At 59.2% G+C, this 18,475-nt stretch carries 15 protein-coding genes and 2 pseudogenes; 10 read left to right on the top strand and 7 right to left on the bottom strand.

What is annotated here, in order from left to right:
• Positions 1-19 precede the first annotated feature (19 nt).
• Positions 20-955, top strand: coding sequence for a pirin family protein (locus ATY76_RS12485; protein WP_088675075.1), 936 nt, complete (start codon positions 20-22; stop codon positions 953-955).
• A gap of 389 nt (positions 956-1,344) precedes the next feature.
• On the opposite strand, the pseudogene ATY76_RS12480 reads toward ATY76_RS12485, so the two are convergent.
• The 3 genes and pseudogenes from ATY76_RS12480 to ATY76_RS12470 all read right to left on the bottom strand — a co-directional run.
• A pseudogene (locus ATY76_RS12480) lies at positions 1,345-1,565 on the bottom strand (SMP-30/gluconolactonase/LRE family protein); the annotation flags it as partial.
• Positions 1,566-1,870: 305 nt separating this feature from the next.
• The gene (locus ATY76_RS12475) at positions 1,871-2,182 is read right to left on the bottom strand and encodes a type II toxin-antitoxin system RelE/ParE family toxin (RefSeq protein WP_088675074.1); all 312 of its coding nucleotides are present in this window, start codon (positions 2,180-2,182) and stop codon (positions 1,871-1,873) included.
• The gene (locus ATY76_RS12470) at positions 2,179-2,445 is read right to left on the bottom strand and encodes a type II toxin-antitoxin system ParD family antitoxin (RefSeq protein WP_088675073.1); all 267 of its coding nucleotides are present in this window, start codon (positions 2,443-2,445) and stop codon (positions 2,179-2,181) included. The genes ATY76_RS12475 and ATY76_RS12470 overlap by 4 nt, the downstream gene beginning before the upstream one ends.
• A gap of 33 nt (positions 2,446-2,478) precedes the next feature.
• On the opposite strand from ATY76_RS12470, the gene ATY76_RS33195 reads away from it, so the two are divergent.
• Complete coding sequence (locus ATY76_RS33195) at positions 2,479-2,883, top strand: hypothetical protein (RefSeq protein WP_141105012.1); 405 nt, start codon at positions 2,479-2,481, stop codon at positions 2,881-2,883.
• Between the two features lie 259 nt (positions 2,884-3,142).
• Here ATY76_RS33195 and ATY76_RS12460 read toward each other — a convergent pair whose 3' ends face one another.
• Complete coding sequence (locus ATY76_RS12460) at positions 3,143-3,427, bottom strand: hypothetical protein (protein WP_190233639.1); 285 nt, start codon at positions 3,425-3,427, stop codon at positions 3,143-3,145.
• A gap of 35 nt (positions 3,428-3,462) precedes the next feature.
• Positions 3,463-3,597, bottom strand: a pseudogene (locus tag ATY76_RS34140) (cation transporter); the annotation flags it as partial.
• 363 nt (positions 3,598-3,960) lie between these two features.
• Here ATY76_RS34140 and ATY76_RS12450 point away from each other — a divergent pair.
• Positions 3,961-9,291 (top strand): DUF4082 domain-containing protein, encoded by a 5,331-nt coding sequence (locus tag ATY76_RS12450; protein WP_088675071.1) that lies wholly within the window; start codon positions 3,961-3,963, stop codon positions 9,289-9,291.
• A gap of 314 nt (positions 9,292-9,605) precedes the next feature.
• Here the strand turns inward: ATY76_RS12450 and ATY76_RS12445 are convergent, their stop codons facing one another.
• On the bottom strand, positions 9,606-10,601 hold the full coding sequence (locus tag ATY76_RS12445; RefSeq protein ID WP_088675070.1) for a LacI family DNA-binding transcriptional regulator: 996 nt from the start codon (positions 10,599-10,601) through the stop codon (positions 9,606-9,608).
• A gap of 174 nt (positions 10,602-10,775) precedes the next feature.
• Between ATY76_RS12445 and ATY76_RS12440 the strand changes: the two genes are divergently transcribed.
• The 6 genes from ATY76_RS12440 to ATY76_RS12415 all read left to right on the top strand — a co-directional run bounded on the left by ATY76_RS12440 (position 10,776) and on the right by ATY76_RS12415 (position 16,113).
• The gene (locus ATY76_RS12440) at positions 10,776-11,717 is read left to right on the top strand and encodes a sugar ABC transporter substrate-binding protein (RefSeq protein ID WP_088675069.1); all 942 of its coding nucleotides are present in this window, start codon (positions 10,776-10,778) and stop codon (positions 11,715-11,717) included.
• A gap of 125 nt (positions 11,718-11,842) precedes the next feature.
• The gene (locus ATY76_RS12435) at positions 11,843-12,964 is read left to right on the top strand and encodes an ABC transporter permease (RefSeq protein WP_088675068.1); all 1,122 of its coding nucleotides are present in this window, start codon (positions 11,843-11,845) and stop codon (positions 12,962-12,964) included.
• Between the two features lie 2 nt (positions 12,965-12,966).
• Positions 12,967-13,761 carry an ATP-binding cassette domain-containing protein gene (locus ATY76_RS12430; RefSeq protein WP_088675067.1) on the top strand — a complete coding sequence of 265 codons (795 nt, stop codon included), beginning with the start codon at positions 12,967-12,969 and terminating at the stop codon, positions 13,759-13,761.
• Positions 13,762-13,841: 80 nt separating this feature from the next.
• Complete coding sequence (locus tag ATY76_RS12425; RefSeq protein ID WP_088675066.1) at positions 13,842-14,645, top strand: TIM barrel protein; 804 nt, start codon at positions 13,842-13,844, stop codon at positions 14,643-14,645.
• A 40-nt stretch (positions 14,646-14,685) separates the two neighbouring features.
• Positions 14,686-15,678: an inositol 2-dehydrogenase gene (gene iolG / locus ATY76_RS12420; protein WP_088675065.1), complete on the top strand. Its 993-nt coding sequence runs from the start codon at positions 14,686-14,688 to the stop codon at positions 15,676-15,678.
• Positions 15,679-15,795: 117 nt separating this feature from the next.
• Positions 15,796-16,113: a MurR/RpiR family transcriptional regulator gene (locus tag ATY76_RS12415; RefSeq protein WP_088675064.1), complete on the top strand. Its 318-nt coding sequence runs from the start codon at positions 15,796-15,798 to the stop codon at positions 16,111-16,113.
• A gap of 261 nt (positions 16,114-16,374) precedes the next feature.
• Here ATY76_RS12415 and ATY76_RS12405 read toward each other — a convergent pair whose 3' ends face one another.
• Positions 16,375-17,208, bottom strand: coding sequence for an SDR family oxidoreductase (locus ATY76_RS12405; protein WP_088675185.1), 834 nt, complete (start codon positions 17,206-17,208; stop codon positions 16,375-16,377).
• Between the two features lie 515 nt (positions 17,209-17,723).
• Here ATY76_RS12405 and ATY76_RS12400 point away from each other — a divergent pair.
• The gene (locus ATY76_RS12400; RefSeq protein ID WP_088675062.1) at positions 17,724-18,344 is read left to right on the top strand and encodes a TetR/AcrR family transcriptional regulator; all 621 of its coding nucleotides are present in this window, start codon (positions 17,724-17,726) and stop codon (positions 18,342-18,344) included.
• The last annotated feature ends 131 nt before the right edge of the window (positions 18,345-18,475 follow it).

Here is an 18,475-nt window from a genome sequence, read left to right as displayed (position 1 = left end):
CATAAGAGGGACGTAGTACATGAGCTGGAACCATGCCATCGAACCCGGCTGTCCCAACGAGGTCGGGGTGGACGCGATCGAAACGTTGATCGTTCCCCGGGCGCGCGACCTTGGCGGCTTCGAAGTCCGGCGCGCTCTGCCCGCACCGAACCGACAGATGGTCGGCCCGTTTATTTTCTTCGATCAGGCAGGTCCTGCCGAACTCCTGACCGGGCAGGGCGTCGACGTTCGCCCCCATCCTCACATTGGTCTCGGCACAGTCACCTACCTCTATCGCGGCGACTTCCATCACCGGGACAGCACTGGCGCCGACCAGATCATAAGGCCGGGCGAATTGAACTGGATGGTCGCGGGAAGGGGCGTATCCCATTCAGAGCGTACGAGCGCTGCGGCGCGGACCGGACCGAACAGCTTGTTCGGGATTCAGACATGGCTTGCCCTGCCGGAAAGTCATGAGGATTTGACGCCGTCATTCGAGCACCATGGCAGGAACGCGCTTCCCATAATCAAAGACAAGGGCGTTTCGGCGCGACTGATCCTGGGCAGCGCCTACGGCGAGAATGCGCCCGCCAGGATGTTCTCGGAGACATTCTACGCCGACGTCAAGCTGGAGCCGTCGGCGCGGCTGCCAATGCCCGACGACCATGAAGATCGGGCGATCTACATCGTCGAAGGCTCGATTTCCGTCGCCGGGCAGGAATTCAGCACGATGCAGATGATGGTTTTCCGCCCCGGAGACCGGATCACGGTGGCCGCAGGTGAGCAGGGCGCGCGCATTATGATCCTCGGCGGCGCCACGTTTTCCGGACCCAGATACATCTGGTGGAATTTCGTTGCTTCGTCGATGGAACGTATCGAAGAGGCCAAGGCCGAGTGGCGGGCCGGAAAGTGGGGCGAGGGACGCTTCGACCTCCCGGTTGACGATCGCGGCGAGTTCATTCCTCTCCCGGACTAATCGCCAGTCGCCTTTCTAGGCGAACAAGCCTGGATGGGAAGAGAGTGGCCAGGTTACGGGAGATATTCGTGCAGAAGAAAAGCGACTGACTGCGCGAGGTGGATGACGGGCTGTTCGTTGCGGCGGCAAACCCTCTGGGTCCGGTGCCAGGACAAACGACTGCGATTCCCACTGTCGACTTGCGCGCAGAGCTTATACTTGACCGGGCGTGAAGAAGGCCAAACACGCCACCGCTATAATTATTGCGACAACGAAGATAGCCAGCACCTATTTGATCATGCCTCTTCGTTTTGCTCTGTTGCGTACCGGGAACGCCCCGATGTGAATCCCCTCACACAAGAAGTCGGAACATGCCGCGTCCTATAGGCGCCCGGTTGCTGCGATGTAGACGAACAGAGTGAGCTGGTGGCGGCGATGAAGAGGCGGTTGCGTTTGGGCCCGCCGAAGATGAGGTTTGCAACGATCTGGGGGACACGGATCTTGCCCGCCAGTTTCCCGTCGTCTCGAAGCAATGGACGCCATCGGCTGCGCTAGATCAGAGACTTTCGTTCACATCGGTGCGGATGCCGTCTGGAATGCCGTTGTCGATGTGGCAGAAGACGCAGCCGTTTGCGGGTCGGCTGCAAAGTTCGATAACTTCAGGGAGTTCCGACAGATATTCTGTCAGCACATCCGGGAGCTTTCGATTCGAGTCCCAGAGTCCCTGTGCTGACAGGAAACCGCAATCACCGCCACCAATGATATGAAATCCATAAAGTTATGCCGTGATTTCGGTTTATCAGGCGCTTAGTTTATCTGAGTTAACGCACCGCCGGTCCAGATCCCTTCAACTGCATGATTGTGGAATGGCTGATCCGCGCGATGATGCTGAGACCAAGGTAGCCGCTTAGCTCGGCTTTGGTGCGCGAGGTCGCCTCAGATCAACCCATTAAACTCGCCGAACAGGATTGCGCCATAGTCCGTCGCGCCGTGCAGGACATGGATGATGATCACCTTCGCGTCCTCGACGCGGTAGAAGATCAGATAGTTGCCATGACCGCGTCGACGGATACCATGGTGCTCGTAGCGGGGAACGAGGGCGAAACCGTTGGGGTTGTCGACGAGGTCTTCGCACTTGCTGCGGAGCTCCCGGACGAATGACAGGGCACGGCGTGGATTGTCCCACGCGATGTAGTCGGTGATCAGCTCAAGATCGTTCTCCGCCTCGTCGGAAAATTCAAGGATCATGCCGATTTTTCGGCCTGATCAACCATCACATTGTACTTTGCCTCGAGCCGGTCGAAGACATCGCTCGCCGGCTTGGTCCGGCCCGCCTCGGCATCGGCAATGCCGCGCATGATGGAAGCATCCAGTGCGGCAAGCCGGGTCTCCCTGTCCTGAACCAGTCGAACACCTTCGCGGAGAACTTCGCTTTTCGAGCCGTAGCGACCTGTGTCGACAAGTTGCTGGATATAGGTTTCGAGCTGCTTTCCCAGATCGGCACTAATCATTCTGCTCTCCATCGGTTCCAATGGAGACAAGATATGCCGTTTATCAACTATTATCAAGCGCGATCGGTTCTCTCTTACTTCTCTTGCTGCTCCGCGCCGGCCATTGCTACCTCAGCAATCTGGCTGGAGACATCTTCGACGATCATCTTGGCCTGTGCATTACCCAAGTTCTGCGGGACGGGATCTTGTCGGCAGCACCATTATGGGGAGCAAAATGAAGTACGTTGCATTGCCTTCATCGCTTGCAGTTTTCGGTGCGGACGATATGTCGCCTTCTGCGGGTTCGAGCAGACGAGCCAGCGAGGACAAGCGACAGACCTATCTGCTCCTGAAGGCGTCCAGCTCGCGAGCTGCCTGCGCAACACTGGCGCCGCGCTCTCGCACCAACTTCACCGCAAGCTGACATTTGCGGAGAACGTTTTCGTGGCATTGCAATAATCAAGAATGCACTGCAATATAACTGTCACAAATCTGTGCAGTTAGAGCGCCATGCGATGAGGATTTGCATCTATAAGTCGGAAAGAGCACCTGAGCTTACCCTCTTGCTGCGCGAAGGCTTGCCTCTCCCGCTCGGTACCAGGACAGACAAATGGACCAAAATCAAGGTCGTCACCGACGGGGAAATGAGAGCAGACCTTTTAGTTCAAATTGGAGGCGCGGGGTATGCGCTGGTTCGACTTGGCGCGATTAGGCAGCATTAGGCGATAGTACCGCCTTGCTGCGACGTTATCACGACACCACCGTTTGCCCTGTGGATGTCGATCAAACGCTGCACGAAGTTCGCGATGAAGAGCGAGGCGTTGGTGGCCCGTTTGTGCACAGCGATCGTCTGAGGAATTCGCGAAAACACTCCGTCCACCATCCGGAAGCCTTCCATCCGCTCAGAGGCGTTGAAGAGGAAGTCGGTCAGTCCAGCCGCCGCATCGCATTCTCGGTCGGCAAGAAAGTCGAGAGCCGCCGTGGGGCTGTCGGCATGTAGCACTGTCGCTCTCTTGAGTGTTCGCTCAAGCTGCTTCGTATATTGGCGAGCGTATTATTGCGTGCGCAAAGAAGGGCAGCTCGCGTGAGGCTGCCGCTCTTGTGACGGAAAGCCGCAAGCAGGAAGGCGCAGGACAGGTTGATGGCAAGCGCTCCCGCGCCTGTGACGGTCAAGAGCGCCTCGCGCGTGCACTCTTTGCTAGCCCTTGCTCAGGAAAAGCGCGTGAATGCCAGACCGATACGGTACTTATCGGCCACGAAGGTGGGCCACGAGCCTCGACGTCTCTGGCGCATAGAATGGCAAAGCCGCGTCGTCCGCATCCATTTGCCAGCTGCAACTGAGCTCCAGCGCACCAAGGGCGTGTGCGGATTGACAGAGTTCTACCAAGAAAGAGCTATTGGAAAGTCCAAAGGATCGGAGCATAGTCCGCCAGTGGGGTATCAGCGCGCGTGGGAAAAAGCGGGATACAGTACTCCTGCGGCCACGCCTCGACGACTTAGCAGACAACATTTTCAGGTTGATGCGGAGGTAGCGTGATGGCGCAGGGCGTTGTTTCTCTTAGCGGGACTCTGACTCAGAATCAGACTCTGGCGGCAAACGTCACTGATGTTGACGGGTTGCCGTCAGGGACGGTCATTACCTATCAGTGGCAGCAGAGCAGCGATAACGGTGCCACGTGGAGCAACATAACAGGTGCAGCCACGGCCGCCCTGACCTTGCAGCAGGCTCAAGTCGGAAAGCGGGTGCGGGCAACCGCTGTTTACACCGATGCTTTGGGTAACCAAGAACTGGCTGCCAGCACCACCAATGCCGCGGTCGCCAACGTGACCGACATCGGCGTCGTCACGATCGACGGTACACCCCTGCAAGGCCAAGCCCTGACCGCCGCGGTCTCGGATCTGGATGGGCTCGCCAACGTGTCGATCACATATCGATGGCAGCAACTGATCGGAACCACCTGGAGCAATATCGCGGGCGCCACCAGTTCGACGTGGACGCTTCAGGCGGCGCAGGTTGGCAGGCAAGTCCGCGTCCAGGCAACCTATACCGATCAGTTGGGAGGAACCGAAAACAATCGAACCAGCTTGGCCACGTCCCCAATCGTCGCGAGCAATCCTGCCGGTAACGACATTGGCGTCGTCTCCATCATCGGGGCCGCAACTCAAAATCGCACAATCGCCGCGAGCGTTACCGATGTCGACGGGCTCCCGCCCGGGACCATCGTCGGTTACCAGTGGCAGCAAAGCAGCAATGGCGGCGGCACGTGGAGCAACATTGCCGGTGCCACTGCGAAAACACTCAGCCTGCAGCAAGCACTGGTTGGGAAGCAGGTTCGGGCGATCGCTACTTACACCGATGCCCTTGGTAACAACGAGACGGTCGCCAGCGGTCCGACGACGGCAGTCGCCAACCTGAACGACGCAGGCGTGGTGACGATCACCGGTGCCCCCGTTCAGGGCCAAGCCCTGACCGCGGCCGTTACCGATCTCGATGGGCTCGCCAGCGTGTCGATCACCTATCGCTGGCAGCAGCTGATCGGGACGACCTGGACCGACATCGCTGGAGCCACCGGTGCCAACTGGACACTCCAGGCGGCGCAGGTGGGCAGGCAAGTCCGTGTGAGAACCACCTACACCGATCAGTTGGGTGGGGTCGAAACCAACCGAGTGAGCACGTCGACCGCAGCGATTGCCAGTGCCAACAACCAGCCGGGCGCGCTTGGCATCAGCGGAACGGCGACGCAAGGTCAGGTGTTGACGGCCGCGGTCACCGACGCGGACGGTGTGCCGGGATCGGTGACCTATCAGTGGCAACAAAGCAGCAACGGGACCACGTGGGGCAATATCGGCGGAGCGACTGCCAATACGCTGACCCTGCAGCAGGCCCAGGTCGGCAATTTCGTGCGGGCTACGGCCAGCTACATCGACAACTTGGGCAACAGCGAGAATGTCACCAGCCCGGCGACGCCCTCGGCAGTCGCCAATGTCAATGATCCCGGCGTGATCTCGATCAATGGCGTAGCGAGCCAGGGCCAGACCTTGACCGCGAACCTCAGTGACATCGATGGCCTGCCGGCGAGCGTCAGCTATCTGTGGCAGAGCAGCGACAACGGCAGTACGTGGACTGACGTCGCGGCCGGGCAAAGCCTGACGCTGGGCAGCAGTCTCGTCGGCAAGCGCCTGCGGGTGAATGCCACTTATACCGACCTGCGTGGCACTGGCGAGACCGTCGTGAGCGCAGCGACTGCCCCGATTACGTCCGTAAGTTCCAGCCCGGTCAGCCTCTTCACCACCCAGACGCCGGCCCAACCCAACTTCACCGACGGACCTGGAGTGGACTGGGAAGTCGGGATGCGCTTCGTCAGCAGCAATACCGGTTCGATCCAGGCGATCCGCTATTACAAATCCCCCAGCGAGACCGGCACGCATGTCGGCCGCATCTGGTCGGCTACCGGGCAGCAGCTGGCAAGCGTCACCTTCACCAATGAGACGGCCTCAGGCTGGCAGCAGCAGACATTGGCAAGCCCGCTGGTCATCAATGCGGGCACCACCTATGTCGTCTCGGTCAATGCCAACAGCTACTATTCGGTGACCTCGAACGGCTTTGCCAACCCCATCAGCAATGGCGGATTGACCGCCCCGGTCGGCGCCGGCGTCTACAACGAAACCATCGGCACGTTTCCCACCCTCGTCTACCAGAACGAAAACTACTTCCGCGATGTCGTGTTCTCTGCTGCGGCGGCCAATCCCAACAACCAGCCGGGCGCGCTTGGCATCAGCGGAACGGCGACGCAAGGTCAGGTGTTGACGGCCGCTGTCACCGACGCGGACGGTGTGCCGGGATCGGTGACCTATCAGTGGCAACAGAGCAGCAACGGGACCACGTGGGGCAATATCGGCGGAGCGACTGCCAATACGCTGACCCTGCAGCAGGCCCAGGTCGGCAATTTCGTGCGGGCTACGGCCAGCTACATCGACAACTTGGGCAACAGCGAGAATGTCACCAGCCCGGCGACGCCCTCGGCAGTCGCCAATGTCAATGATCCCGGCGTGATCTCGATCAATGGCGTAGCGAGCCAGGGCCAGACCTTGACCGCGAACCTCAGTGACATCGATGGCCTGCCGGCGAGCGTCAGCTATCTGTGGCAGAGCAGCGACAACGGCAGTACGTGGACTGACGTCGCGGCCGGGCAAAGCCTGACGCTGGGCAGCAGTCTCGTCGGCAAGCGCCTGCGGGTGAATGCCACTTATACCGACCTGCGTGGCACTGGCGAGACCGTCGTGAGCGCAGCGACTGCCCCGATTACGTCCGTAAGTTCCAGCCCGGTCAGCCTCTTCACCACCCAGACGCCGGCCCAACCCAACTTCACCGACGGACCTGGAGTGGACTGGGAAGTCGGGATGCGCTTCGTCAGCAGCAATACCGGTTCGATCCAGGCGATCCGCTATTACAAATCCCCCAGCGAGACCGGCACGCATGTCGGCCGCATCTGGTCGGCTACCGGGCAGCAGCTGGCAAGCGTCACCTTCACCAATGAGACGGCCTCAGGCTGGCAGCAGCAGACATTGGCAAGCCCGCTGGTCATCAATGCGGGCACCACCTATGTCGTCTCGGTCAATGCCAACAGCTACTATTCGGTGACCTCGAACGGCTTTGCCAACCCCATCAGCAATGGCGGATTGACCGCCCCGGTCGGCGCCGGCGTCTACAACGAAACCATCGGCACGTTTCCCACCCTCGTCTACCAGAACGAAAACTACTTCCGCGATGTCGTGTTCTCTGCTGGATCAAGCGTTGCCTTGCGGGACAACGCCACCATCTTCGTGAGTGAAACAGCGGGCGCTGCAACCATCACCGTCGTTCGCACAGGCAGCACGAGCGGGCAGCTGACACTGGAGTACACGACCAATGAGATCGGCGGAGCCGGAGCGGCCCAGGCTGGAGCGGACTATACGCAACCGACCTTCAATGGCCGGGCAAACACCGGCCAAGTTGTTTTCGCGGACGGCGAGAGCAGCAAGACGTTTGTCATCCCCATCGTCAACGACCCTAATGCCGAAGGGACAGAGACATTTTCTGTCGGCATCCAGAATCCTGGACCTGGTGGCTCGCTGGCGGCGCCACGGACTGTTCTGGTCTCGATCGTCGACGACGATTCCGCACCCACCATCTCCTTGAGCAATCCGGTCATCACCTTGTCGGAGGCGGCGGCCACCGCGACGATCACGGTTCAGCGCAGTGGAAACATCGATGCCACGGCATCCGTTGCATATGCAACGAGCAATGGCAGCGCGATCGCCGGTTCCGATTATACGACAACAACAGGCGTGCTGACATTTGCCGCAGGGCAAGCGATCCAGACCATTTCCGTTCCGCTGCTCAACAACACCACGGCCGAGAGCAATGAAAGCTTCACCTTAACCTTGAGCAACCCGACAGGTGCTGTCCTGGGGAGCCAAGCGACAGCGACCGTCAACATTCTGGACGACGATAGCAACCTCGGCAATCTTGTCCGACAGACCGTCGTGTCCGGCTTGAGCGAGCCGACGGCCTTGGATTGGACCCCCGATGGCCGCTATATGGTTGTCGCGCAACAGAATGGCATTGTGCGGGTGGTGGACAACGGCACGCTGAGATCGACGCCGCTTGTCGATTTGTCCAGCCAGGTCAACTATACGCCCGGCGATCGCGGAATGCTGGGGATGGCCATTCATCCGAACTTCGCGGCAAATCCATACGTCTATCTGCTCTACACTTACGATCCGCCAGAAACCGCGAATGGAACCGGTCTGGCGGGACCGGACACCAAGGGGAACCGTCCTTCTCGCCTCGTTCGGCTTACGATCAACCCCAACACGATGATCGCCGATCCGGCCAGCCTGGTCGTGCTGGCCGGTACCAACAGCACCTGGGCCTACACCAGCCGTCCGGATCTCGACAGCACCGGCGCTGTGAACATACCGCCGTCCGGCATCGTCAACGGCACCACCATTACCGCCCCTGCAAGCCAAATCGAGGTGGGAACCCAGGACAACGATCCAGATCGCGCCGGAATCCAGAACCAGAATATTCGGGACTATCTGGCGACGGACAGTGACTCCCATTCCAATGGAGCTCTCCATTTCGGGCCCGACGGCATGCTGTACTTCAGCAACGGAGACGGCACGTCATACAATTTCATGGACCCTCGCACGGTTCGGGCTCAAGACGTTCACAATCTGTCCGGCAAAGTCCTGAGGATAGATCCCATGACCGGCGCGGGCGTTCCGGGGAACCCCTTCTATGACCCCGCAGATCCGAACAGCAATCAGTCCAAGGTATTCTATTCCGGGGTGCGCAACGCCTATCGCTTCACCTTCGATCCAGTGACCAACCTGCCCGTTGTCGGAGATGTCGGCTGGACCACTTGGGAGGAAATAAATACCGGCCCTGCAGGATCCAATTTCGGTTGGCCGTATCTGGAAGGTCCTGCCCAAACGGGCGGCTACCAGAATCTGCCTCAGGCGATCAGCTTTTACAACAATGGGAACCGAAACAGTCCTTCCGATCAGGCTGCTGTTTTTCCGCTGCTATCGAGAAGCCACGGCTCGCCTGACAACGCCACTGCGATCACGGTCGGGGACTTCTATAACGACAACACCTTGATGTTTGCGGATCTTGTCAATGGAAATGTCTACACCGCAACGATGAACGCAAGCCGGCAGATCTCGAACGTGCAGGTCTTCGACACGGGCGTCCCCTATTTGGTAGACATTGAGAAGGGACCGGACGGCTGGCTTTACGGTGCTGATTTGGGCACCGGTACCATCCGTCGGTGGGCAGACCCCAATGTGCCGACCGGCGCGAGCCTGTTGACACCAACTTGAGCCGACTGCACCTCCGTTCTTTTTCAAATGAGGGTAGCAATGTTTGGCCAGAAGCGATGCCCCGCAAAGATGGACAGCGAACATCTTGCCCCACTCGCTAACGGACAAATCGCAGATACGAGCAGGGCTTGCTACACCGGCGTATTACATGTGAAGCGATCGCGTTCGTACTCCGAGCGATCATTAAAGAGCATCAGGTTTTCGACTTGCGAAAGGAGATCTGGACGGCCAATCGGTCCCAGCAGATGATCGGAATCTGCACTGACACACTTCATCATGGGGGCAAGAGATGAAGCAAATGACGCCTTCGCAGTTCAAGCTGATAATCTTCGGATAATGCTGCCCGGGAAGGCGATTGTTTCGGATGCACGCTCCCCTGTGATCATGCCGACAATGGCATCGATCATCGTTTCGGTTGGCTGTTCGTAGCTGGTCAACTCGTATGCGGGGCTCGCGCCCAGTTCAATGTTGTCGAAACCGACGAGAGCGAGATCATGTGGAACTCGAAGTCCAAATTCGCTTCTGGCGACGTCCATTGCTCCGAGCGCCAAAATGTCGTTCTCACACATCAACACGTCGATGCGCGATGCCGGAGAGGTAGCGCTCAAATAGGCCCGCGCTGCCTCTGCGCCGGCCTGAACGCTATACCTTTCCGCGGTCAGTTCCACTACACCTTCAATGTCCTTCTGGCGCCAGCAATGCGCAAAGTGACGCCGTCTGCCCAGAGCGGTCGAAAGTGTTCTCGCTCCCGTCATGAACCCCGGGCGGCGGTACCCTTTATCGAATAGATATTCGACGATTTCGTTCAAAGCGACTTCGGTGTCACACGCTATTGCCGGCACGCCGGGGATTTGACTGTCTCTGGCAAGGACAAACATTGGGGGAAGACCCCGACCAAGCCGCCGATCACCCAGCGTTTCTTCGCGAAAGGCCGTACCGAACAGGATAACGGCGTCGAATTGTCGTTGGTCGGCATTGATCAGCGCGTGAACGTGATCGAAATGCCGGTTGATATTGATCAATACCGTCAGCAGTCCCTCCGCCTGCAGTCGCTCGGTCAGCATCTCCAGGACCGGGAGCTTGTGCGGGTTGGCGAAGTCGTCTACGAAGACGGCGACCTGATGCGTGATGTTCGTCGCGAGGCTGCGAGCAAGCAGATTGGGTGAGTAATTCAGAGCCTCTGCCGCCTGAAGCACCTTCTGCCGGCTGGCATCTGTAATGGACGCACCGGGGGTGAAGGCGCGGATGACCGTCCATTTCGATACGCCGGCGGCGTCCGCCACCTCTTTCGCGGTTGCCCTTTTGCGCATGCCTTTCTCCTCTCGATCGGAATGAATATTCCATAAAAAAATAAAAATGGAATGGATGCTTGATTTTCGACGACAATAAAGTAATTTGACCGTCCTTGCTACCGGTAGCAAAGGAGTTGCAACCGGTAGCAAATGCTGGCCCGCATAAGGCGGACTGTTTTTTGGGAGGATAAAATGAAATTACGTTTGAAATCGCTTCTCGCAGGCGCCGCCGTCGCGCTCATGTGCTCTTCGGCAGTTGTCAACGCTGCGGATATTCGCATCGTTGCCGTCACCCATGGCCAGGCCAATGATCCGTTCTGGTCCGTGGTCAAGAACGGCGTCAACGCGGCTGCGAAGGATATTGGCGTCAGCGTCGACTACCGCGCGCCGGAAACATTCGACATGGTCTCGATGGGGCAGCTCATCGATGCTGCCATCAATCAGAAGCCTGACGGGATCGTCGTCTCCATTCCGGATGCCTCGGCGCTCGGCCCGTCGATCAAGAAGGCCGTGGCCGCCGGCATTCCGGTCATCTCGATCAACTCGGGATCCGATGTTTCGAAGGAGCTGGGAGCGCTTCTGCATGTGGGCCAGGACGAATATACCGCAGGCAAGGCCGCCGGCGCGAAGCTGCAGGAACTGGGCGGCAAGGAAGGCTTGTGCGTCAACCAGGAGGTCGGCAATGTCGCGCTCGATCTGCGCTGCAAGGGCTTTGCCGACGGTTTTGGCGGCAAGGTCACGGTTCTGCCCGTCAGCAACGATCCTGCCGACGTCCGTGCGAAGGTCAAGGCGGCGCTGAGTTCGAATGCCGCGGTCGATACCGTCATGGCGCTCGGCGCCGGCACCGCCGGCGAGCCGTCTCTGGCAGCTGTCGAGGATGTAGGAATGATCGGCAAGATCAATGTCGCGACCTTCGACCTTTCGGCAGATTTCCTGAAGGCCGTGGCCGATGGCAAGGCGGCCTTCGCGATTGATCAGCAGCAATTCCTCCAGGGCTATCTGCCGGTCGTGTTCCTGGCCAACTACGCCAAATACGGACTTATCCCAGGGGGTAACGTCCCATCCGGCCCGAACCTGATCACCAAGGAAAAGGCCGCCCAGGTCGTAGATCTTTCCGCCAAGGGCATTCGCTGAAAAGAACTGCCGAAAGGCATTCTCCCAGAATCTCCTCCTCTGAACCGGGGAGGGGGTTTGGCTGACAGAGCGCGGTGCTGAGCAGCGCCGCCGTTATCCTAAATTACGATCCCGTGGGAGGAGTTATGGCTTCGCTTGAGCAAAAGGCGGCGGCTGCGCCGAAGGCCGATGAGCGCGTCAAACAAGTGAGTTTTCTGACGCATATGATGCGGCGGCCCGAGCTTGGTGCCGTGGCCGGCCTTGTCCTCGTCATCGTGTTCTTCTTTCTTACCGCAGATTCGACGATGTTCTCCCTTTCGGGCCTGATGACCATCATGGCGCCTGCATCGCAACTGGGAATTCTCGCCATTGCGGCGGCACTGCTCATGATCGGCGGAGAGTTCGATCTCTCGATCGGCTCGATGGTAGCTTTCGCAGGACTGATCTTCGGCGTCATCCTGACCAATTTCGGTCAACCGCTTTCGGTTGCCATCGTCATGACGATGCTGTTTGCGGCGTTCATGGGCGCGATCAATGGGCAGATCGTCATCCACACCCGGCTGCCATCGTTCATTGTGACCCTGGCATTTCTCTTCATACTGCGCGGCTTGACCCTCGTGGGTCTGAAATGGGCCACCGGCGGCTCGACGCAGCTTCGCGGCATCGGCGACTATGTGAAGGACAGTCCTCTGCTCGGGCTCTTTTCCGGCGATGCGCTGAAGGGCCTGTTCGTGTGGCTTGCAGATCACGATCTGATAGACAAGTTCCCGAACGGCCTGCCGAAGGTCACCGGCATCCCCGTATCGGTCCTGTGGTTTGTCGTGCTTGCCCTGGCTGCAACATGGGTCCTGCTGCGCACCCGCATGGGCAACTGGATCTTCGCGGCCGGCGGCGATCCCAATGCAGCAAGAAACTCGGGCGTCCCTGTCCATAGGGTGAAAACCGGCCTGTTCGCGCTGACGGCATGTGCCGCCGCGCTGGTCGCCATCATCACGGTGCTTGACGCCGGCTCGACCGATGCCCGGCGCGGTTTTCAAAAAGAGTTCGAAGCGATCATCGCCGCCGTCATTGGCGGGTGCCTCCTCACAGGCGGATACGGCTCAGCGATCGGTGCCTTCTTCGGAGCGATCATCTTCGGCTCGGTTTCCATCGGCCTGACCTATACCAGGTTCGACTCCGACTGGTTCCAGGTCTTCCTCGGCTCGATGCTGCTGCTGGCTGTTCTCTTCAACAATTTCATCCGCCGCAAGGTTACCGGGGAGCGCTGATCATGCCAGACGTCAACAACCGAACGCCGATCATCGAAGTAACCGATATCGTCAAGCACTACGGCTCCGTGATCGCTCTCAACGGCGTGTCGATACAAGTTTCGGCCGGAGAGGTGCTTTGTCTCCTTGGCGACAATGGCGCGGGCAAATCCACCTTGATCAAGACGCTCTCCGGCGTCGTCCGGCCAAGCGGGGGCGTCTTCCTGGTCGAAGGCAAGCCTGTCGATTTCCGCAGTCCCCGCGACGCGCTCGATGCCGGCATCGCGACCGTCTATCAGGACCTCGCGATGATCCCTCTCATGTCGATCACGCGCAATTTCTTCATGGGGCGGGAGCCCCGCAAAGGTTTCTTCCCCTTCCGTCACCTCGACCTCATGCATTGCAACAATGTCACGCGGGAGGAGATGCGCAAGATCGGCATTGATATCCGTGATCCCAATCAGGCCGTGGGCACTCTGTCGGGGGGCGAACGCCAATGCGTCGCCATTGCGCGCGCGGTCTATTTCGGCGCCAAGATCCTCATTCTCGATGAGCCGACCTCGGCGCTCGGCGTGGCGCAAACCTCAATGGTGCTGAAATATATCCATCAGGTCCGGCAGAATGGGCTGGGTGTCATTTTCATCACCCACAATGTCCGACACGCCTATGCCGTGGCGGACCGTTTCACGATCCTCAATCGAGGCCAGACGCTCGGCACCTTTGCCAAGGTCGACATAGCCATGGATGAGCTTCAGAACCTCATGGCCGGCGGCAAGGAACTGCAGCAATTGTCCGAAGAGCTCGGTGGTACGATCTAGTCCGCGTCACGTCGCAGGTGGTGCCCGTTCTCGAAAGCAGGCGCCGCCCGAAAATCACGCAACAATTACGAAAGACGATCATGAGCGATCGAACGAGGAATAATGGTAGCCCTTTCACGCTTGCGGCATGTGCTGAAATGCTCTGGCGCGACCGCCCGATCGAGTGGCGCGCTTCACGCTTGACGGAAATGGGTTTCGGCGTCGGACTTTGGAACTGGCCCGAACACGATCTCGACAAGCTGGAAGCAACCGGAGCGACCTTCACGATCATGAACGGCTACATCACTGGCCGGCTGACCGACGATGAAGGCGCGGCCGAACTTCTGAGCACAGCGCGAGAGACCGCGCAGATCGGAAAGCGACTCGGCGTGCAAAGGCTCAATCTGCACGGCACCGGTCTGGGAGATGGAGGTCTGCCGGTCCAGCCGGTCGAAGTTGTGACCGGCGCCATGTGGTTAAAGGCGCGCGACACCCTCTGCCGGGTCGCTGACATGGCCGAAGAAGAGGACGTCACCTTCACTCTCGAAAACCTCAATCTGCCGGTCGATCATCCGGGCGTGCCATTCGGGCGCGCCGAAGACACGCTGGCGCTGGTCTCAAGCGTCAATCATCCGCGGCTCCGCCTCAATCTCGATCTCTACCATGCCCAAATAGGAGAGGGAAACCTGATCGAGCTTTGCCGCAAATGCCTGCCTTGGATCGGCGAAATCCAGGTGGCCGATGTGCCCGGCCGCTGCGAGCCGGGCACTGGCGAGGTCCATTATAAGATGATCGCACGCGCGCTCAAGGACATGGGTTATCGCGGCGCCATCGGTATGGAAGCTTGGGCTTCCGGCGACGATGAGGCGGCGCTCGACCGCTTCCGCGATGCCTTCACGGTTTAACGATCTGACTGTTAACGCTTGCAAATACGGAGAAATATCGATGATCAGGTTTGGAGTGATCGGCGCCGGCCGGATAGGCAAGGTACATGCCGCCACCATCGCGGCGAACCCGAAGGCGAAACTCGTTTATGTGGCCGACGCCTTCAGGGCCACGGCAGAGGCGCTGGCTGCCCAGACGGGCGCCGAGGTCGCTGACGCAGAGGATATCATCAATTCTACTGCGGTGGATGCGATACTGATAGCAACGCCGACACCCAGTCATGCCGATCTCATCGAGGCGGCTTCGAAGGCCGGCAAGGCGATCCTTTGCGAAAAGCCGGTATCCTTGTCGGTCGAACGTATCAATACCTGCCTAGACTTTGTCGAGAAGAACAATTCCACCCTGATGATCGGTTTCAATCGGCGGTTCGATCCCAGTTTCGCCAGCGTGGAGGCGCGGCTGCGTCGCGGCGATGTCGGCGACATTGAAATCGTCACCATCACCAGCCGCGACCCCGCTCCGCCGCCAGCCGAATACGTCAAATCTTCCGGCGGCCTGTTCCGCGACATGATGATCCACGACTTCGATATGGCCCGCTTCCTGATGGGCGAGGAATTCGTCGTGGTAAGCGCGGTTGGATCGTCTCTCGTCGACAAGGCGATCGGGGCCGAAGGTGACGTGGATACTGCCGCGGTGCAGATGCAGACGGCGTCGGGTCGGATCGCTGTCATCACCAATTCGCGCCGGGCAACCTACGGCTACGATCAACGCATTGAAGTTCATGGTTCTGCCGGCATGCTTGCGGCACGGAATATCCAGGCAACCAGTGTCGAGCTTTCCAACGCCAGCGGTATCAGGGGCGATCCCGTTCAATATTTTTTCCTTGAGCGCTATGCGCAGGCCTACGCCAACGAGATCAATGCCTTCATCGACGCGATCGGAAGCGGCAGCCGATCCCTGAGACCCGGTGGACTGGATGGACTTCAGGCCCAGAAACTGGCGGAGGCGGCGACCGTGAGCTGGAAGACGGGCAGGCCGGTGCAGGTCGAGTAGCAAGGTTCGATGCCATGCGGCCATGTCTTCCCGCCACGGAGGATGACATGTCGCGTCCTGACGGTGCTCGGGTGGCACCGAGATTACGGGAAGACGGTTCTTTAAAAGGTGAGCGCCATGCTACAAGACAAAGGCCACCGTCCTCCCGCGACGCTGCGGGAACTGAAGTGTTTTATTGCCAAGCGGCAGCTCGTCTTTCCCAACAGTCTCGAGCAAGTCGCGAGGCTGATGCTGGAACGACCGGAAATCATTGCCTTCGAAAGTGCTGCCGCGATTGCACGCAGGTGCAGCGTTTCACAAACGACTGTCCACCGGCTTGCACAGCACATCGGGTTTCGGACGTTCGGCGAGCTCCGCGCAATGGTACGAGAACACCTTCGCAGCACCGTCATACATTCTCCTGACCCGGCGTCGATATCTCATGCGCGGGCATGAGTTCTGCTTGGCGCAGAAGCGCGCACCCCTATCGAGGTGGAAGATATGATCCTCACGGCGGTCATCGACGCGTTCGAGAGCCACCTCGAGCTCCGCCATTCCTGGCGGCGGCTGTTCCAGGACCGCGAGCAGATCGACACTGCGGTCGCCAATTCGAAGAAGGTCCTCGAAGCCGCCCGTCGCCGCAACATGGTGGTCATCCACGTCAGGCTGCCAAGATCAACAGGCTGGCAACGGAGGCGTCCGTCGTCGACTGCAATTCTATCCCCCTGTAACGCTTTTCATAACGGTTCGCTGCATCGAACGCGGGGTCAGGCGATTTGAAAAAATGATGATCTTGTTCATGAACCCGGCAACTACGGAGGCCTTGCCTTGTGACAGCGCGCGGAGACCGCTTTCGGCGACGGGGCGGGGCTTCATCGTCAGAAGGCGCAGCATGCGCGAAACAGGGGCGCTGGCGGCCGAATCGAATCCGGTTTCGGTGTGTCCTGGGCAAAGGCAGGTGACAGTCACGCCTCGAGGGCTGAGTTCGTCGTGCAAAGCCTCTCCAAACGACAGCACGTAAGACTTCGTTGCTGCATAGGCAGAAAACCCAGGGACGGGTTGGAATGCCAGAATGCTCGCTATGAGAAGTATCTGCCCAGACCCACGGGTTGCCATATCCTGCCCAAAGATAAAGCTCAGTTCCGTTACCGCCGTGATGTTGAGTTGCATCATATCGGTCGTGCGCTCCAGCGGCGTGTCCAAAAAGTCCCCATGCAACCCGTACCCGGCATTGTTCACAAGAATATCAATCTGCAGCGACTTGTCGTCCAGACTGCTTTTCAAGCGAGCGGCAGCGCCAGGGACGGCAAGATCGATCGGTTGGACGACGATCTCGACACCGTATTTCTGCCGAAGCTCTGTGGCGAGCCTCTCCATCGGCTCCCTGCGCCGGGCGGCGAGCACAAGATTTACCTTCTGCTTTGCCAAGAGCTTGGCATATTCGAGACCCATGCCACTGGAGGCACCGGTAATTAGGGCTCGCTTCGTCGCGGCACATTTTGACTTCCCTATGAGGGACGTCTGCGTTTCCGCGTTAGCAACGTTTTGCATTTGGTTTCCTTTCAACTGCATGGATATATTTCGGCGGAGCGGACACGAAGCCTTGCTTCTAAGTCCCTGCAGAGTTTTGGCCTTCCCCGAAGCATCAGGTTCAGGATGCGCTCGACCAGCTTTCGGTAACGGGGGTGGAACCAGTTGACGCCTTCACACCGTCCCTGCTCATAACTGCCTGCCGATGCATCAGGAGCGGACATGACGGCGCTGAGGCCGCATGAACGGCGCAGGTTCTTGCTTAACCGAAGACCCCATAATCGCGCGTGCCGAGCGCGATGCCCAAGGTCCGAAGTGCCAGCGGCCTCAAGAGCCGCGCGTCGACCAATCAGCGCCTGCGTCAGTTCAGCGAGGTTGGCGTGACGGTGAGCGAGTGATGGGGGATCGATCCTGCGCCGGTGATTTTTGCTATGGCGTTCATGTGGGCTCCGATGTAGACATAAGAAACATAGTCTTTAAATAGGCGACAAAGTTACCACTGTCAACAATGTTTCTGAGAGCAACTTCGAGGTGCCATGCAGGCTACACCCCACCGCCCCTATCATCACGGGGATCTCCGCCGTGTGATTATTGAAACTGCTCTGGACATGCTTCGGACCGAGAAGGACTGGCAGTTCACGCTGCGGGAAGTCGCCCGCCGGGCTGGCGTCAGCCACGCAGCACCCTACAAGCACTTTCCGGACAAAACGGCTCTGCTCGTCGAACTCGCCATGATTGGGTTCGATCGACTACGCGAGGCGCTACTGGAGGCGAAACCCGAAGTCCCCCGATCTCTGCTCGAGGAAATCACTCCGATATCTCTGGCATATGTCGCGTTCGGAACCGATAACCCGGCCTTATATCGCCTGATGTTCAACGCGGAGGAGGGGCAGGCCGTGGGAATGCATCTCGATGAGAGGGCGCTCGCTGTATTCGACGTAGTGCTTGACATGCTCGGACGCGGTCAGGCTGCTGGCACCATTCGCAAGCGGCCAGTCAGGGGACAGGCGACCGCCGCATGGGCGCTTATTCACGGCATGACCCTGCTCGCGATCGATGGACTTCTGGTGCCAGAAAAGGTCGGATCGGCGCCGCTGGAGGCAGCCATTGCCACTCTGGTCGATGGGCTGGCAATCCCGCGATCGAACACTAACTGAAACGAGGCCAGGGTCGCATGGGCAATCGACGTCGATGAGGCCGAAGAGACATCGGGTCAGCTCCAACCTAGTTAATCCAGATCATCGAAGTGGAATCGGCAGCCGAAGCCTGGGTACCGATAGCCTTTCCA

Source organism: Rhizobium sp. R339, from assembly GCF_002211395.1.
Lineage (GTDB): Bacteria > Pseudomonadota > Alphaproteobacteria > Rhizobiales > Rhizobiaceae > Rhizobium.
The sequence above is the reverse complement of the archived record's forward strand: the minus strand, read 5'-3'. Positions and strand labels throughout refer to the sequence as shown.

What these genes read in the sequence shown, in the direction of transcription:
- ATY76_RS12485 (WP_088675075.1), top strand. Translation starts at nt 20, where the DNA reads ATGAGCTGGAACCATGCCATCGAACCCGGCTGTCCCAACGAGGTCGGG.
- ATY76_RS12475 (WP_088675074.1), bottom strand. Translation starts at nt 2,182, where the DNA reads ATGATCCTTGAATTTTCCGACGAGGCGGAGAACGATCTTGAGCTGATC.
- ATY76_RS12470 (WP_088675073.1), bottom strand. Translation starts at nt 2,445, where the DNA reads ATGATTAGTGCCGATCTGGGAAAGCAGCTCGAAACCTATATCCAGCAA.
- ATY76_RS33195 (WP_141105012.1), top strand. Translation starts at nt 2,479, where the DNA reads ATGCCGTTTATCAACTATTATCAAGCGCGATCGGTTCTCTCTTACTTC.
- ATY76_RS12450 (WP_088675071.1), top strand. Translation starts at nt 3,961, where the DNA reads ATGGCGCAGGGCGTTGTTTCTCTTAGCGGGACTCTGACTCAGAATCAG.
- ATY76_RS12445 (WP_088675070.1), bottom strand. Translation starts at nt 10,601, where the DNA reads ATGCGCAAAAGGGCAACCGCGAAAGAGGTGGCGGACGCCGCCGGCGTA.
- ATY76_RS12440 (WP_088675069.1), top strand. Translation starts at nt 10,776, where the DNA reads ATGAAATTACGTTTGAAATCGCTTCTCGCAGGCGCCGCCGTCGCGCTC.
- ATY76_RS12435 (WP_088675068.1), top strand. Translation starts at nt 11,843, where the DNA reads ATGGCTTCGCTTGAGCAAAAGGCGGCGGCTGCGCCGAAGGCCGATGAG.
- ATY76_RS12430 (WP_088675067.1), top strand. Translation starts at nt 12,967, where the DNA reads ATGCCAGACGTCAACAACCGAACGCCGATCATCGAAGTAACCGATATC.
- ATY76_RS12425 (WP_088675066.1), top strand. Translation starts at nt 13,842, where the DNA reads ATGAGCGATCGAACGAGGAATAATGGTAGCCCTTTCACGCTTGCGGCA.
- iolG (WP_088675065.1), top strand. Translation starts at nt 14,686, where the DNA reads ATGATCAGGTTTGGAGTGATCGGCGCCGGCCGGATAGGCAAGGTACAT.
- ATY76_RS12415 (WP_088675064.1), top strand. Translation starts at nt 15,796, where the DNA reads ATGCTACAAGACAAAGGCCACCGTCCTCCCGCGACGCTGCGGGAACTG.
- ATY76_RS12405 (WP_088675185.1), bottom strand. Translation starts at nt 17,208, where the DNA reads ATGCAAAACGTTGCTAACGCGGAAACGCAGACGTCCCTCATAGGGAAG.
- ATY76_RS12400 (WP_088675062.1), top strand. Translation starts at nt 17,724, where the DNA reads ATGCAGGCTACACCCCACCGCCCCTATCATCACGGGGATCTCCGCCGT.